Source organism: Nocardioides sp. Z38_18 (assembly GCF_058215695.1).
On sequence record NZ_JBZAJE010000002.1, the window covers coordinates 818,353 to 834,385 of the forward strand.

Consider the following 16,033-nt stretch of genomic DNA (forward strand, 5'->3'; position numbering starts at 1 on the left):
CAGCCTCCCCACGTAAGCGGAGCTCAACCTTTCCCGAACACGCACGGGGCGATTTGCCCGAGTCCGGAACTGGAAATGGCTGGGCACTCTCAGCGAGAGTTCGGGTAGGGTCCGTTGCGGACTCGTGGCGAAGCCGGGAAAAGAGGGTGCTTGCCGTGCAATTATTCCACTATCGTTCGACGCGAGCCAATTTCGGAGATGAACTGAACTCGTGGCTTTGGCATGCGATCAGCCCCGGCTTGTTGGACACAAGCGAAGACGAAGTGCTTGTGGGAATCGGAACGCTCCTCGCCGCGGATGTACCCAAGAAGTTTCCACGCGCAAGGAGAATCTACGCCCTTGGAAGTGGCGCTGGTTACGCCGAGCTTCCAGATGTCAGCCGCGCCCCCTGGGCGAAAACGATCGTGCGCGGTCCGGTCAGCGCCAGGCTGCTTGGAGTGCCTGAACAGGCAGTCGGCACTGACTCAGCGATCTTCCTTGCCACCCTGCCGGGTATGTCCCCAGTGCCAGCCAGCCAGCGCAACGAGATCGTCTTCATGCCTCACTTTGCCGCCTCGGACAAGGAGCAATGGCGGGCCGTCTGTCAAAGATTGGGCATAAGCTACCTCGACCCGAGCTGGGACGACCGAGCCTTGATTCACCGCATCCGATCGGCGAGCCTGGTGCTGGCGGATGCCATGCATGCTGCCATCGTGGCCGATTCCATGCGCGTGCCTTGGATCCCGGTGTCAACGTCGAAGCACATCAGTACGACGAAGTGGCTTGACTGGACAGCATCGATGAGCGTCTCCTACCGCCCGAACGCCGCTCCTCACGTCTCTGTGCAGGCGCGTACTGAGGACAGGTTCTTGGCGGCTTACGGCGAGGCGCATCAAATAAATCCACCCCGACTCGACAATCCTGAGATATTCGACAGGTTCAAGCGGATAAAAACCCCCACTCGCCTGTCTTGGGTACGCACTCGGCTCACGAAAGCCACGACCCGTGCAGCCTCGAAGGCGTACGAGGCCACCCGAAAACCCCTGCTGGACCAAGCGGCACCCCTGGACTTTCTGAGTGACCTGACGCGGGTCGAGCCGTGCCTGTCAGACAACGAGGTGTTCCACGAAAGGCTCGAGTTCATGAAGGCGCAACTGCGCGAGCTTGAATGCAGGCCGAAGTTGAATTGACACCCGTTGTCAGTGGAGATTGCGGTCCCCCCGTGTCGGCTTTAGACGAGTCTCCGCTCGGTCAAGGAAGCGCTCGAAATCAGGCGAATTCACCTGCGAGACCGGGCCACTCACTTGCGTCTGATCGGCTCGCACCAGACGCGCCACCCGGTTGGCCGCGTAGCCACCAACTCCGATCACTGATCCGACGGTGGTGGGGGTGATGTAACGGGTCAGTCTCCTGGTCACCCCGTTGACGATTGGGCTGCCGTCGGGACGGCGAGTCAGGTAGAGCACCGCTCGTGCCGCCACAGTCGCTCCGGTGATCGCATCGCACCACCGCCTCAAAGTCGGGTCGACCGCATCGGCCGTCATCGAAAGGACCAGCCACGCTGGAGCACCGAGTCTCCGGCTGGCAGCCCGATCGGCCAGGTCGCTGGGCGACCATCCCATGGCATCAAGCCAGATGAGGCACTGCTGGGCGTCAAGGAAGGCGCGCAGACGCCCACAACCGTCGAGACACGCATGCAGCAGGACGTGCAGCACAAGGTCCAGGTCATCGAGGGTGGGCACCTCGACCCCACCCAGATCTCGGACGACCCGGGCTTCAAGCACGGACTCGGTACCGAGTCCGTACGCGCGGCGCATCGCCGGGCGGTTGATCAGGTGCCAGTGAAGGTCGATGATCGTGCCGGATGGCAGCACCATAGGGACCTCGGCTCCCTTGGCCCAGGTTCGCTGACTCCAGTCGACACCGAGGAGTTGGACTTGACTCTCTCTGAGTACGGCCAAAGCGCGCCGAAGGTGTCCAGGAGCAACCAGGACGTCCAGATCCGCGCTCTCACGGGTGCCGCTCCGGAGGTACACGATCTCGCTCAGCACCGGACCCTTCACAACGACCCAGTCCACCTCAGCCGAATTGAGCGCCGTCGCCACGACTGCTAGATCGTGCTTGATCGTCAGGGCCCGCAGCCCTGCGGCAGTGCGGCTCGCATCGAGCTCTGGTCGCAGCCGTCTCCCGGAAGCCCGTAGCGCACCGAGCAGCGGAATCAAGATGCCATGTCGCACGGCGCGCTCCACCCATCGGTCGCCGGGGGGCGCTGCTGGAACTTCCGACGCCCGCGCGATCCCACGAACCACCTCCAGAAGAAAGTGATCCTCAACGGAGGCACGTTTGTCCCGGGGTACGGCCAGTGGGTCTGTCATGTTCCGGACCTCCATCGGCGCGGCTCGCTCCGCACTCTCCTCATCGCCGATATCGCAGCGTGACCAGCCTTGTCGCCAGACCACGTGGCAAGACGACGGCCGCGAGGCACCACAACGCCACTACGAGCCGCTGCTGCATCTTCTCTGGCCCGGGATGGATCGGAGAACGGATGGCATCCCACGCCATGCGGCGGCGACCGTCTCCCGGCAGCGCGGCGGGGGTTTGTGGTGTCATCACTAGGGCAGCCACCCTCAGCTGCAACAACTCTCTGCTACGAAAGAGGGCAGTTTCATCGAGACGCTGAGTCGGCGCTACCTCACGAGCAAACGCCCACCGCGCGCGTGCGCGTTCGACTTCGCGCCCGAAGCGGCTGGGTTCGTTCAGCAGATTGCTGTCGTTCGATGCGTGCTGTCGGTAACCAACGATCACCTCTGGCACCGTGACGACTTCACCCAGCAGCGGCGCCGCCGCTAGCAGCGCGGAGTCAGCGGCGTTGCCCAATCGATCGTCCACCGGTGCCAGCAGGTCCACGAACCAGCGGGCGTATGCGTTCCCGGAGCCTGGCGGCGTCGGGTAGGCCGACGTCCGGGTGAGCCAGGCCCTGATCTGGGCTGGCGACGGTTTGTCCACGTACCGAGGAAACGGGCTACCCAGCGGGGACCCGCTCTCGTCGATGCGTTGCATGCGGAATTGAGCCTTGCTGACGTCAGGGGCCCAGGCGGAGGCGAGGTGGCGCGGGAGCTCAGGGGGGAGGACGTCGTCGGAGTCGAGAATGATCACGATGTCACCGGTCGTGGCCGCGAGGCCCCGGTTGACGGCCACGCGCTGGCTCGCATTCTCGGTCGCAAGCACCCGAACCCGATCCTCGTAGCGCCGGATGACCTCGAGCGACCCGTCTGTCGATCCGTCGTCGACCACGACGACCTCGACGTCGGACCAGTGCAGGGCCAAGGCACTCTCGATCGCATCCGCGACGAACCGCTCGTAGTTGTAGTTCGGGATCACGACGCTCAACCGTTGCAAGGGTCGGCCCCCCCCCAATGGCGCACCATGAAACTTCACCTGAATCAGGCTCCCCGGACACCGGCGGGACGGTGGACCGGTCCGCGTCGAAGAGCCGACTCGTACACCCTCAGGTGGTCATCAGCCATCCGTCGCACCGTGAAGAACTCGGAGCCGCGCAGAGATCGTTCGCGCCAAGCCTCGAGCTCCTCCGGATCACCCATGAGGCCGCGCAGCCCGGCAGCCATGGCCGAGGGCCTCCCAGGCGGGACCAGCTGACCTGCGCCTCCCTGCTCGAGAGTCTCCGGGATGCCACCGACTGCCGTGGCGACGATGGCACAGCCAGCCGCCCTCGCTTCCATGACGTTCAGCGGACACGGATCGGCCAGGGTAGCGGTGGCAAAGATGTCTGCCTGTTCCAGCAGCGCCCGGGGTGCAGGCGAGGAACCGAGCATGTGCACCACCTTGCCGAGGTCGAGCTCCTCGATACGAGACCGCAAGCGATCAGCGTCTGGTCCCGCCCCGACGACGTTGAGATGCCAGTCAGGAAAGTCCGCAGTGAGACTGGCGAAAGCAGTGACGACGTCGTCGACGGCTTTGCGTGGATGGAGCCCCGACAGAGTCATCACGCAGGGGCGTTCAAGCACACGGTCGTCGCGCGGGAGGGTGTCCCGCGGCGAGGCGGCGGCACCGTTCAAGACCGTCACGACTCGATCAGCGCGGTAGCCGCGAGAGAGCAGGAGCATCCGCTCAGCCTCACTGACAGCGATGACGACCCGGCCGAGCCGCATCAGGACGGAGTGACGGTCGAACGAGTTGTGCATCGTGGTTACCAATGCGATCCCCATCGCCTTCGCAATGGGGTAGGCCAGCACCGCCGAGGACATCATGTGCGCATTGATGATGTCGGGGCGAGTACGGCGGCACAGCTGCCACAGTTCAAGTCCAGAGCGCGGTACCCGCCCGATCGACGAGGGCTCTGCGAGGTCGATGACGCGGACGCCGTGGTCGCGCATCAGGTCGCTGTACGTCGATCGCGCTGCGGCGAAGGTGACTTCGTGCCCGGCCGCGACCTGCGCGCAGGCAAGGTCCACGGCGACGTGAACGTGCCCGTTGCCCTGCTGCCCGTGCTTGAGAAGGTGCAGGATTTTCATGCCGCCGTCCCCATCTCGGTTCGCCCCAGGGACGCGCCTCTTGAAGTCTCCACGGGACGTCATTGTCGCGGTGAGCCTAACGCGGACTCCGCCTCCAACGTCGAGGTGCGAGCCGTGGGCTGATACTGAAATCCGCCCTGGCGACCGAAAGATTCGATCCCAGCCCTGGCAAGCCTGGTTCGGGCCGCAACAGCTCGGTTGCCGCTCCCCTTGACGTAGATGGGATAGGCCTCTTCCAGGATGTGATGGCCCTCCAGACGCAGCTCGCCATGGAACAGGCCCAAGGAGCTCACGTGGTTGCGGAACCCCTCATCCGCCTCGTTGACCGAAGTATGGCCTGAAAGTCCTCCCACCACCTCGACCGTGAAGTACTCCCGGCCGCCAACCGCGCCATAGAAGTCGGAATAGACGGTCAGTCGCTTCCACCGTTCCTCGTACGAAAAGTTGTAGACAATGGGGTCGGTGAATCCGCGATCCCCCGTAAAGCTGTAGAAGAGGCTGACAAGTGTCACCGTCGGCAGCGGCGGCGAGGTGAGTCCGACGAGACCCAGGGCGCGTCGCACTGGGATCGTCGAGATCACTCGACCGGCGGAAATCAGTCCCGATCTTGTCTCGAGCTCGAAGCCATCCACCGTGCGCCGGATCGCGCGCAACTCTCGCCCGAGCTCGAAGCGAACGCCTCGCGACGTGAGGTTACCGACCACAGGTTCGTAGAGCGCAGCGAACCCGGTTCGGGGCCGCGCGAGCTGGACGTTGTCGGGGGGAGGGGGCGGCAGCGACCGCAGCGCTCTCCACAATCGCCCCGCGACGGCGCGAGGTCGGGTCTGGTCCCCCACCCATGCCATTCGGGACTCGGCGAAAGAGAGCTCGATCTGATTGATGGGGCAGCCGCAGAATCGCTCCATGTAGTGCTCGAGACCGGACCTGCGCAGGAATCGAGCGCCGAGGGCCCTCCGGGCGTAATCGCGTGCGGTGTGTAGGCGCCGCCGATCCAGCCGGCCGCCGATGGCCGAGGCGATCATGCGTGCCATCTCGACGGGCCCGGCGGCGACGAAGTCTTCTCGCAGCGAGAACGGGTACTCCGTGACGACGCCTTGTGGATTCACTCGCGACCAAGCCGGAGCGATCGGCAAGTAGCGCAGCATCAGCTCGGGGAAGTGGTCGAGCAGAGGAGAGTCGTCCTGGAAGATCAGGCTGCCGACATCAAAGGAATAGGCACCGATTTGAATATCGATGTGATTACCGCCCACACGGGCGTATTCGTCCACGACCAGGACCGATTCGCAACCTTGACTCAACAAGACAGAAGCGCCGACCAGTCCGCTTATGCCGGCACCGAGCACCACAACCTCGGCGTTCAGTGAGCCCCCTGACCCGACATCATCCACCGGCACTCCTTCGACTTCGGAGATCCTGCCACTTCTCGTCAGGCAAGGCAGCCCGCCGCTCAGTGGGCGGGATACGCCGTCGAAGAACGAAAGGGCCGCCTATTCTGCGACAGTGGCGATAGGAACGGGGGATCCCAGCCTAAAACGGGCTATTGCCCTGATGACCGGAGCGAGCTTCCTCGTTCCTGCCGTCGGACTCGTCACCGCTCCCCTGCTGGCAAGAGCACTCAGCCCGGAGGGCCGCGGCGACCTGGCCGCAGCAATGGGTCCCGCCACACTCATGCTCGCTGTCGCCACCCTCGGCCTGCCGGAGGCCTTGACCCACCTACTTGCAAGGCGACCGCAGGACACCCGCGTCGCCATGCTCTGGGCCGCTGCGATCACACTGGCGATCGGGTCTGTGGCGGTCGCCGTGATCTGGCTGGCGGCACCGTACCTCTCGGGCCAGGACCAAGCTTTGGCCCACCTCATGGTGGTGGGCGCACTGGTGACGCTGCCTTCCCTGCTCGTGAACATTCAGCGCGGGGCGGCCAGCGGACATCAACGATGGAACAGGGTGGCTCTCGAACGCGTGGTCGTCACCCTCTGGCGGCTCGCGTGGTTCGGAGGCCTGTTCGTCACCGGTCACCTCACCGTTCTGTCCGCGCTGCTGGTCATCGTCACAGCGCCGTTCGCGGGTGGCATCGTCTATCTCCCGAGGATGCGCGCGCAGGGAGCGCACCCCTCGGACGAGGACGCCTCAGCCTTGCCGGCGTTGGCCGGTCCGGTACTCGGGTCGCTGGTGAGCTTCGGCGCGCGGGTGTGGTTCGGAAGTGTGGCCAGCATGCTCTTGGCCCGCGTCAGTCAACTCTTCATGGTGCCACTGTCCTCCTCAAGGGAGCTGGGTCTCTTCAGCGTCGCGATCACCGTCGCTGATGTGCCCCTGATCGTGGCCTTCGCCATCCAGGGCGCCGTCTTCGGCGTCAACAGCAAGAGCCAGGACGCCAACCAGCTCACCACCACGTCAAGGCTGACGCTTCTGCTCGGCATCCTCGGGTGCGGAGCGATGGCGGCGGCGCTCCCGTTCGCCATCGTGCCGCTGTTCGGTCCGGAGTTCAGCGATGCGCTCGTCCCAACGCTCCTGCTGCTCCTGACCGCACTCATCTCGATCCCGGGTCTGATGGCCGCCAGCGGGCTGGCCGCTTGGGGACGCCCTGGTCTGAGAAGCCTCGGACTGTCCGCCACCCTGGCCGGCAACATCGCGGTGTTCTTCCTGCTGGTCCCGAAGTTCGGGGTCTACGGTGCCTGCTATGCCGGACTGGTGAGCACGCTGGTGATGAACCTCTTCATGATCGTGGGCGCAAAACGAGTCATGGCGGTGCCCGCCGGTGACTTCTGGCTCATCCGTGCCTCAGACTTACAACGCCTGTTCACCGAAGCCACTGCGGTACTCGGCGGTCTCTGGAGGCGACTTCCCAACTCTCGTCGATGACGGCGTTGATCTTGCCGCCAGCGACGGCGCGGGTCGTGGACCCAGCACGAAGCGCAGCGTTCGACAGCACCCCGAGGCTGATCCACAGGGTGCCGCTGGGGTCGGACAGGTCGGGAGCCGACGTCACCTTGACGACCAGGAAGGCGACGAGCGCACACGCGACCGGACGGCACGAGCGGTCCCCCATCGCCGCGAGCACGATCGTGACGAGTGCGGCCAGCAGCAGGATCGACCCGACCAGGCCGACTGAGCTGAGGAGGGTCGGCACGAACGACGATGCTCGAGCAGAGCCGAGTCCGACCCCGACCCCGTAGGTCTCCAGAAAGATCCCGAAGGACCTCGCGTCGGCAGATGACCGATTCTCGAAGGAACTGGATCCGACCTTGTCGCCAATGCTCGACTCCACGAACGCCACCACAGTAGGCATCACCAGTGCTGCTGCCACGATCGCCCCACAGACCGCGAGCCCCACCGCGAGACTCATGGTCGACCGACGCGCCGCGAAGGCCACCAGAGCCACTGCCCCGAAGATGCCCGCGCTCACCAGCCCGGCGACAACGAAGGTCGTCGAGGTCGACACGACTCCTAGGTAGCCGGCGACCCCGGTCATGGTCAGGCACCCCACCCGACGCCACCCGTTCACTGCCGCCGCGCGCGGAACGAAGTAGGCGATGCCAGTGACACAGGTCATTGCCAGAGCAGCGGGTTCGGAGAGGATGCCGCGGACCCTCTCGAGGCCACCAGCAGCGGTCTCGATGTAGTTGAAGTTCGGCGAGCTGTCGAAGAACCCCTCGGGGAACGGCAGGCCGAGCTCCAACGCCAGGTAGCGGGCGAAGGAGAGGGCCAGGCACAGGCCGAGAGCCAGCCCGAGCAGCGCTGGTCGGGTGCTGGCGGAACGCGCTAGGAAGACCACGACGCAGATGCCCAGGGAGAGGTAGGCGATCTGGGCGAAATTGGACGAGGTCAAGGTGCCGGCCGAGAGCTTGCCGGCAACCGGGTGCACCACGGCGAGCTGATCGAACAACAGCGGCGCCGTCAGGGTGACCAGAACGGACCAGCACAGGAACAGGACGAGAAGAAGCGCTCCCGGTGGCAGCGGCCTGCGCGGGCTTCGGCCCCCCTGCCTCACCGCAAGCACACCCATGGCGGATGCGGCAGCCACAGCCATCGCGACGGCGTAGAACGTAGGCACCACGGCGGAGCCGACGATCAACGCCGCCCCGGCCGGCGTGGCTCCCCCGATGGCCAGGGCCTGGCCGTACGTCAGCCACCCTGCGAGCGCAGCGAGGATCACGAGCGCCGTCACCACCATCAGCCCGGTCACTGCCCCGCCTCCTCTCCCGCCGCTTGCCAGCTCGTCATGCGCCGGCCCGCCCCGTCGGCGCATCGGCACGGGCTTCCAGCTCACGCATCAAGGACTCCGCACGTCCGCCCGCGAGCACGCGGCGCTCGGCGACTTCCTTGTAGGCCTGCTGCGCGGTGTAGCGAAGTGACGTCAGCGTGCTGAACCGCTGCCAGTACGACTGCAAGGCTGGTTCGCCGTACGCAAGCAGCTCGTACGGTTCGTAGAACCGGTGACCCCATGGCCTGAGGCTGGCGTTCCACGGCCTGGGCATCGACATGAAGTGCACCAGCCGCGGAGGCGCAACTCTCTCCGCCGCAGTCCCCAACAGGAACCCGGGAAAATTCCAGCATGTCGACAGCAGCCTCACCCGCTCGCCCAGCACGACGTTGAGTGCGTCCTGGTCCGGGAAGACGAGCTGGGGATGCGCCCTGGCGTGCGCAGTGACCTCCCGACGCAAGGTCGTGAGGTATCCGCGATCCATCAGGAAGACACCTGAGTTGATGTACCGCTCACGAAAGGGTTCCGGGATCCCCGAACGTAGCCACCATCGGGCGATTTTGGCGTGCTGGCGCCCACCAACCCGAGAGAGGAGCACCATGGGGTCGAGGCATGCTGCGACACCATCAGCCGGCGGCGAGACCTTCAGGAGCAGACTCAGGTCACTGAGGATCTGGGTATCGCCGTCGAGGTAGAGGACCCGGTCCACCTCCGCAGGCAAGACGGCGTCGATGAAGAACCGACCGAAGGTGGGGGGCAGGTCTTTCAGCACCGTGCGGGGTAGCCGCAGCAAACGCACGCTGTGCCGGTCCAGGACTCCCTCGAAGTCCGCCGCCTCAGCTTCGCTGGCCGCCCCCTCGGTCAGGAACACCACGAAGATGCTCACGGCATCATCGCAGTGACGGCGCGCCTGAAGAGCGCTGAGAGCAGTCTGGAACATGTGGCCCGCGCTGGCGACATAGCAAACAGCGACCGTCATGCGTGCACCTGGCGACCGGAACGCGCCGCGTGGGGGCCGTGCGCGAAGACGCTGAGAGTGACGCTCATGGTCTGCCCTAGAGATGGACGATGCGTTCGGGTGTGATGCGTCCGCGAACCGCGTCGCGGAAGGCCAGCGCATTGCCGCGCAGCCGCTGCCGCCGCCACTGGTGCGATGACCCGGCCACAGCGAAGACGGCGTTCTTCGCCACGCGCCGCCCCAGGTGGCCAACAGCCAAACCGAGCGGGAAGCTGCCCTTGTGGTGCAGGTAGAGCGGGTTCATGACCTGGGAGTAGCCGAGCCGCACGTGATTTTGCCGGCCTCCCGATGCGGCGGCCCGGTGCACCACGACACAGTCGTCGACCTTCGCCAGGCCGCCTCGCCTCAGGAGTCGCCGTGCCATGTCGTGGTCCTCCAGCCAGGAGTAGAGAGGCAGCCGCTCGTCGAAGCGCTCGTCCCCTATGCGGTCCAATCGGATCGCGAAGTTGCAGCCGTAGAGCTCCTGCCACTGGTGCCAACGGCCGGATGGGGGCTCGCTCATAGACGCCATCAGCGCGGCTCGGGTGCGCTCCTTGGAGATCTCTCCGGAGACTGCTCCGTCGAGCAGTACCCTGCCCGTCAGTCCGACGACCTCGGGATGCTGCTCGAGGAAGTCAACCGCTGTGACCATCCAGTCGTTGCGTGGCACGCTGTCATCGTCGAAGAAGGCCACCACCTGCGTCCCCGGGACCAGGGCGGCGAGGCCCGCGTTGCGTTGAGCAGCGAGTCCCCTGGTCCCCGTTACCAGGCGGACGTCCCGTAAGAGCTCAGGATCATCCGGGAGGCTCTCCGCGTCCGGGACTGAGACAACGGTTTCGAACACCACACCCTGCTGAGCAGCGACGGCCTGCAGGGCCTCGCCCAGGAGGTCCGGTCTGCCCGCGGAGGCCAACACCACGGCGGATCGCAGAGTCGGACTCACCGAGTGCCTCCGGCACCCCGGCGAGCGAGCTCGAAGCGTGCAGACGGCGACACAGATCGCCCTCCGCGGGTGCGTAGGTTGTCGGCGACAGAGACCCGGGCATCGCTCAGCACGAGACCCAGTGGGGTCACTCCTACGTTGGCGAGCACACCGATGGCGCGGGTGAGGTCGGGCGCCTTCGTGTGACCGGCACGCACCAGGACAACCGTTTGCCCGGCTGCTCGGGCAACGACGGCTGCGTCGGTATAGCTGAGGAGCGGTGGGGCGTTGATCACCACGTTGTCATAATCGGCCTCGGCGCGCTCCATCAAGGTGTCGAGGACCCGGCTACTGAGCAGGTCCGAGGGCGCTTGGTTCGCGACCCCACCAGGGACGAGGTGCAGGTTGGGATGGGTGGTGGCCACGACAACGTCCTTGAAATCGGCGCGACCCTTCAGTACGTCCGCCGCCCCCGGACTCCCCGGGAGCCCGAACAGAGCCGCTACGTGGGCGTGCCGGAGGTCGAGGTCAACCAGCAGAACGCGACGTCCTGTCTGGGCCAACGACCACGCGAGGTTGACCGACACCTGCGTCGCGGACGGATCGTGACTCACGGCGGAGACCAGAACGCTGGACCGCTCATCCGGCCTGAGCGCTCCCAGGTTGGTGCGCAGGACGCGGTAGCCCTCCACGGACACACTCGAGGGGAAGTCACGCACAACGATCGCCGAACGGCCCCCCTTCCGCTCCTTGGCCAAGGTAGCCAGCAAGGGGATCCGGGTCACCTCCGTAATGTCCTCCGAGCGACGCAGCCGGCTGTCCAGTGACTGGCGCACCAGCGTGACCGCCAACCCTGCAGCCAGTCCGACCGCGAGGAACAGCACGAAGATCCGCTTGTCATTGGGGGCTGAAGGACCTGTGGGGGGTTCGGCACGCTGGATCACCTGGAGCTCCAGCAGCGGCGACCCGGGCGACCGCTGGGTGCTCACCAGCTCCGGCACCCGCGCGACGGCCCTGTTCGCGACGATGTTCGCGATCGCCGCCGCAAGCGCTGCGTCCGGAGCATTGGCCGTGACGTTGACCACGGCCGAAGACTCGGCCGAGGAAGCTGTCACCATCGTGCGCAGCTCGTCGGGCGACAGCGCGGCGCCGGAGTCCTCGACCTTGAGGTCACGGACTGCCGGCCTGAGCACCGCCGTGGTGCCGATGAGAAGGGCGATGGTCCCGGCTGAGGACTGGGCGTACTGAGCACCGACCTGGAGCTCACCGATCGTTCGCGGGTTGGTCGGAGAGACGAGGATCGCGGCATTGGCCTGATAGACCTTGGGGGTCGCCTGGAGATAGAACGCAGCGAGGACGGCGGACAGAAGGACGGCTGCCGCGATGGTGAGGGCACCCCTCCGCAGCAGCCTCAGGTAGTCACGTAGGTCCATCGACACGTCTCCGGCACCGGCAGGGGATCGCCGATGATCCAGTTGGGCGGCGCCGCGTTGCACCGTCGGGGAAGGCAGACCCTACGACACGGGTCGCTTCCACACCCCCGTTATCTCGACTGCCAGACCATGGCAACAGTGCGGCTAGGACTAACAAGCGCCATCACTGCCGTGAATCCAGTCACCAGACCCCACGCATTCTCGGCGCTAATAACCCTTGGTGGGAGATCACCCAAATAACAAATGCGCAACAGGAACGTGTGCCGGCAGGACTCATCGCAGACCATGGGTCTCATGGGGGATCAAGTACACGTTGCGGTATCGGCATCGAACCCGCGATCTCAGACGAAGGGCTCAATTAGGCCGGCTTGCTCCAGCGCTTCCGGGTTGTTAAATGCCGCTGTGAGCGGCCCGACGAAGCGCATCTCGTCCAGCGAAACGTAGGAGTCGTACTCCCCTGTGTGCTGCGCACGATAGGCCGGGTCGGCAATTTTGCTCCCAGCAACGTCGGTGAACTTGAAATGGAGCAGAGCCCCTCCGAGGCGCGTACGACCATTTAAGCGTCGCGGCCAGAGTTGATGAGCGGACTTAAGAAACACGTAGTGTCTCCGCCAGCGTACGAAGGGCGTCTTGTTGAGTGCGGGTGAGGCCGCCAAATCCTCAAAAAAGAGTCGGCCCCGCACTCCACCCTTGATCCAAGCCGTGTGATTGCCGGGGTCGAAAGTCTGGCGATAACCCGATCTATCAAAAAGGTTGCACACTGACAATGGGTCCTGCCCCGAATGCAGAGCGTTCTGGCGCGCCCGATTGTTGCTATACATGTCAATCATAATGGTCTGAAGTGAGCGTCGCCCCACTTCCTCAAGGCGCGCCACTAATTCGGACAGCGAGGTTTGCCGAAAGGAGAAGACCAGCAGTTCATCCGCATCCACCCACAATATCCACTTGTCGGCGCAGTAGCGGCGGAGAACGCCGTTGAGCCAATCGACGCCGTACCTCGAATCCCTATAACTTCCCTGCGCAGTTATAATCGATACGTCCTGGCAGTCGACCAAGAAATCGCGAGTGCCGTCTGTGGAATCATTGTCAATCACGAGAAAGTGCTGGACGCCGAGGCCCCGATAGTAGTCGAGGTGGTACTCAAGCCTCGGCAACTCATTCTTGATCACCATCACCACTACGAGGGTGGCGCCAGAAAGCCCATTGCGCATCACGACCGGTCGCCATTCACGTCGCTTCACGCTGGCCCGAAGGTGCGCCACGACGCTTTCGCCAAAATTCACGTGCGCCATTTGCCACCAGATGCTCAAGCGACTTCGCCTCCGCGTAAGCACCTGTACAGCGTCTCGTTCATCAGCTGCTGAATGCATTGCCCAATCTCCTCGACGGGTACTGGCCCTCATGATCCTCGGAGAATCTCTGCGGGTGCATCATGGCTGCGTCTCCTACGGCTCAACAAAGCGTTCGGGGGTGATCCCCCCACCCAGAGCATCGCGGATGGCGAGCGCGTTGCCTCGAAGTCGCTCTCGACGACACCGACGTGACGGGCCGACTACCGACAACGCCAAGTTCTTCATGAATCGTCGTTCCAAGTGGCGCGCAGCCATGCCAAGAGGGAAACTACCCTTCTGGTGCAGACAGAGAGGGTTCATAACCTGCGAGTAGCCCAGCCGTAGATGACTCTGCCGGCCACCGAAGGCCGCCGCGCGGTGAACCGCGACGCACCCCTCAACTCTTGCCAAAGTCCCTCGTCGCAGCAGGCGGCCAGCCATGTCGTGATCCTCCAGCCACGAGTACACTCTGGTGGGTCGGCCCCAAACCGAGGCAGGGCCCTACTCTAGTGATTACCCATTGTTCTGGCATCGGTTGTCTCGTCTTTCGGCCCTTCGGGCAGCGCGAATCTGATTAGTATTCTTTGTTCTCTGCTATACGTAGACGCGAATCCAATCGACGTAGAGCGAGGCCCGCCCGCGCACGGAGGACAGGTCGACTGGCCAGCCGCCCCCCAGAGCGAGGTCGAGCATGAAGAACATCGGCTGCTCCGTTGCCCCTACTCGCGGCACGTCACCGATCGGCTCGCCGTCGATGAAGTAGCGGATGCGGTCGGGCCGCACGTCGACGCCGTACGTGTGCCACCCCAGCGCTTCTCGCGCGGATGCCCAACGCTTTCCACACAGCGTCTTTCCCACCTTCTCGGGGTCGGGATACTGGTGGCTGGTGTGGCAGGCGGAAACCGGCTCATGGCCGTACATCTCGACTGCGTCGACTTCGGCGACCACGGGCTGCTTCTCCACCAGGTTGGGGTTGGTGAGCAACCAGAACGCAGGCCAGGTGCCCGGCTCGGCCGGGCTCAGCATGCGCGCTTCGAAGTAGCCGTACTGTGCGGAGAATCCCGAACCACCAGGTCGTGCCGAGGCCACCATTGCGCCGACGTACGCAGGGTCGGCCCCTTGCCCATCTCCAACCCCGACGGGCCGCGGACGTACCGAGAGGCGCAGGTATCCCTTCATCTGGCCCAGGTTGTCCATTCCCAGAGCCGGGTCTGCGAAGGGGGCGTCCCCGAAGTCGACGACCCCGGAGTGCTCCGGCTTTCCCACGACGTAGTCCGCACCCTCTCCCGTGCGACTGGCCGAGATCACCCCGTCGAAATCTTCCTCGAACACCTTGGCGCGACCGGGAGGACCGGTGTCCGGAGCCGCGGCCGGCTCTCCTGGTCTGACGAGCTGGAGGTGGACCGACCTGGCGCGGCCGTCTGCCGCGCTCGCGGTGATGGCCATCACGAAGGGCCCTGGACCCAGGGTCGAGACGTCAACGTCCATGTCTGCCTCGCCAGCATCGTCAAGTGCGACGCGTAGGGGTTTCATCGGGGCGCCGTCGCCCCAGGGGACAGCCGACACCGAGTCATAGGCCCTACCCGCGGCTACCCGGAGATGCACCATGTCGGCAACGATCGCGCCGTTGCTGGGACAGAGCACCACGACGCCGGTCGGGTCACTCGGTCGTGGGCCGGACGGAGCGCAACCCAGGTCGCCCGGGTCCTCGACCGGGTCTGAGGATCGGACGCCGAGTGGGCGCACCGGATCGGCGCCACGCCCGAAGACAGCCAAGGAGGACAAGCTCAGACCACCCTCACCCGACAGTGAGTCGACGGTGAGGCGAAGTGAGGTCGCGCTGCGGGGCATGAAAGCGATGACGGTGGGCCGAGCCGAGTCGCTCGTCACCGCTCCAAGCGGCAGGGTGGAGCCATCGGAGAAGGAGAGTGTTCCGCTGCGCAGCGACGAACTGCCGCTGACTCCTCCCACCGATACCCGGGTCAGCTCGTGCGGACGCGCCCACTTCAACTCGATCACACCGCTGACGGCGGATGCTGTTGTGCTCCGTCGGTCAACGAGGGCCGGGGTCGCTCCGCTCAGGTGTGCCGAGCCGGCAACATCCCCGTCCGCGGGGACGTCAGACGCCACTGGCCCCTCAGCGCCGGCCCGGTCAACGGCATCCAGCTCGGCCACTCCGGCCGAGCTCTGCGTCTTGGCCACCTCGCTGAGCGTGAGACGCATCCACGTGACGCGGCGGGGGTTCAGGGCGATCTCCGAGTCCGGGCCGCCCAGCTGCACGCTTACCTGGGAACCATCGCTGAAGCGCAGGTATCCCGCCTGGGGCCTGCCACCATGCTGCTCCTCAGCTCGGACCCTGACGGTGCGCACGACCACAGCCCGGTCCCAGGTTCGTTGCAGCCACGCGCCGGCGGTCTTGCCGGTCGGACGCCACGACCCAGGCACGCCCGGGGCAGCAAGCTCGGCTGCATGTCCCGCCCGGCTCGAGCTGGCACTCATGGTGCCCGTCGGCGCATTCACGAGCATCCACGTGACGAAAGAGGCCACCACGACCAGCACGAGGCACACGGACGAGATCGCCGTACGCCGTCCTGGACGCCTCATGGCCACCCCCGAGCGCACATCCTAGGCAGCCCGT

Annotated in this window: 12 protein-coding genes; 2 read left to right on the forward strand and 10 right to left on the reverse strand. The window is 65.2% G+C overall.

The window, feature by feature from the left end; all coding sequences use genetic code 11:
* Positions 1-146: 146 nt before the first annotated feature.
* The gene (locus AC4BGC_RS15110) at positions 147-1,169 is read left to right on the forward strand and encodes a polysaccharide pyruvyl transferase family protein (RefSeq protein ID WP_490556471.1); all 1,023 of its coding nucleotides are present in this window, start codon (positions 147-149) and stop codon (positions 1,167-1,169) included.
* 9 nt (positions 1,170-1,178) lie between these two features.
* Here AC4BGC_RS15110 and AC4BGC_RS15115 read toward each other — a convergent pair whose 3' ends face one another.
* The 4 genes from AC4BGC_RS15115 to AC4BGC_RS15130 all read right to left on the reverse strand — a co-directional run bounded on the left by AC4BGC_RS15115 (position 1,179) and on the right by AC4BGC_RS15130 (position 5,899).
* Positions 1,179-2,354: a nucleotidyltransferase family protein gene (locus AC4BGC_RS15115; protein WP_490556472.1), complete on the reverse strand. Its 1,176-nt coding sequence runs from the start codon at positions 2,352-2,354 to the stop codon at positions 1,179-1,181.
* Between the two features lie 40 nt (positions 2,355-2,394).
* Entirely contained in the window at positions 2,395-3,360 is a 966-nt protein-coding gene (locus tag AC4BGC_RS15120) for a glycosyltransferase family 2 protein (RefSeq protein ID WP_490557192.1), read from the reverse strand.
* A 62-nt stretch (positions 3,361-3,422) separates the two neighbouring features.
* The gene (locus AC4BGC_RS15125) at positions 3,423-4,511 is read right to left on the reverse strand and encodes a glycosyltransferase family 4 protein (protein WP_490556473.1); all 1,089 of its coding nucleotides are present in this window, start codon (positions 4,509-4,511) and stop codon (positions 3,423-3,425) included.
* Positions 4,512-4,570: 59 nt separating this feature from the next.
* The gene (locus AC4BGC_RS15130; protein WP_490556474.1) at positions 4,571-5,899 is read right to left on the reverse strand and encodes an FAD-dependent oxidoreductase; all 1,329 of its coding nucleotides are present in this window, start codon (positions 5,897-5,899) and stop codon (positions 4,571-4,573) included.
* A 160-nt stretch (positions 5,900-6,059) separates the two neighbouring features.
* Here AC4BGC_RS15130 and AC4BGC_RS15135 point away from each other — a divergent pair, with 160 nt between their 5' ends.
* Entirely contained in the window at positions 6,060-7,370 is a 1,311-nt protein-coding gene (locus AC4BGC_RS15135; protein WP_490556475.1) for an oligosaccharide flippase family protein, read from the forward strand.
* Here AC4BGC_RS15135 and AC4BGC_RS15140 read toward each other — a convergent pair.
* From AC4BGC_RS15140 to AC4BGC_RS15165, 6 genes are all read right to left on the reverse strand, one after another.
* On the reverse strand, positions 7,309-8,583 hold the full coding sequence (locus AC4BGC_RS15140; protein WP_490556476.1) for a hypothetical protein: 1,275 nt from the start codon (positions 8,581-8,583) through the stop codon (positions 7,309-7,311). The genes AC4BGC_RS15135 and AC4BGC_RS15140 overlap by 62 nt on opposite strands.
* Before the next feature lie 145 nt (positions 8,584-8,728).
* A complete protein-coding gene (locus AC4BGC_RS15145) occupies positions 8,729-9,691 on the reverse strand; it encodes a glycosyltransferase family 8 protein (RefSeq protein WP_490556477.1) in 963 nt (320 codons plus the stop codon).
* Positions 9,692-9,767: 76 nt separating this feature from the next.
* Positions 9,768-10,652, reverse strand: a complete 885-nt coding sequence (locus tag AC4BGC_RS15150; protein ID WP_490556478.1) for a glycosyltransferase family 2 protein — start codon at positions 10,650-10,652, stop codon at positions 9,768-9,770.
* Positions 10,649-12,127 carry a tyrosine-protein kinase domain-containing protein gene (locus AC4BGC_RS15155; RefSeq protein ID WP_490556479.1) on the reverse strand — a complete coding sequence of 493 codons (1,479 nt, stop codon included), beginning with the start codon at positions 12,125-12,127 and terminating at the stop codon, positions 10,649-10,651. The genes AC4BGC_RS15150 and AC4BGC_RS15155 overlap by 4 nt, the downstream gene beginning before the upstream one ends.
* A gap of 278 nt (positions 12,128-12,405) precedes the next feature.
* Positions 12,406-13,374: a glycosyltransferase family 2 protein gene (locus AC4BGC_RS15160; RefSeq protein ID WP_490556480.1), complete on the reverse strand. Its 969-nt coding sequence runs from the start codon at positions 13,372-13,374 to the stop codon at positions 12,406-12,408.
* A gap of 615 nt (positions 13,375-13,989) precedes the next feature.
* Positions 13,990-15,954: a glycoside hydrolase family 16 protein gene (locus AC4BGC_RS15165; protein WP_490556481.1), complete on the reverse strand. Its 1,965-nt coding sequence runs from the start codon at positions 15,952-15,954 to the stop codon at positions 13,990-13,992.
* Positions 15,955-16,033: the final 79 nt, after the last annotated feature.

What these genes read in the sequence shown, in the direction of transcription:
- AC4BGC_RS15115 (WP_490556472.1), bottom strand. Translation starts at nt 2,354, where the DNA reads ATGACAGACCCACTGGCCGTACCCCGGGACAAACGTGCCTCCGTTGAG.
- AC4BGC_RS15125 (WP_490556473.1), bottom strand. Translation starts at nt 4,511, where the DNA reads ATGAAAATCCTGCACCTTCTCAAGCACGGGCAGCAGGGCAACGGGCAC.
- AC4BGC_RS15135 (WP_490556475.1), top strand. Translation starts at nt 6,060, where the DNA reads ATGACCGGAGCGAGCTTCCTCGTTCCTGCCGTCGGACTCGTCACCGCT.
- AC4BGC_RS15145 (WP_490556477.1), bottom strand. Translation starts at nt 9,691, where the DNA reads ATGACGGTCGCTGTTTGCTATGTCGCCAGCGCGGGCCACATGTTCCAG.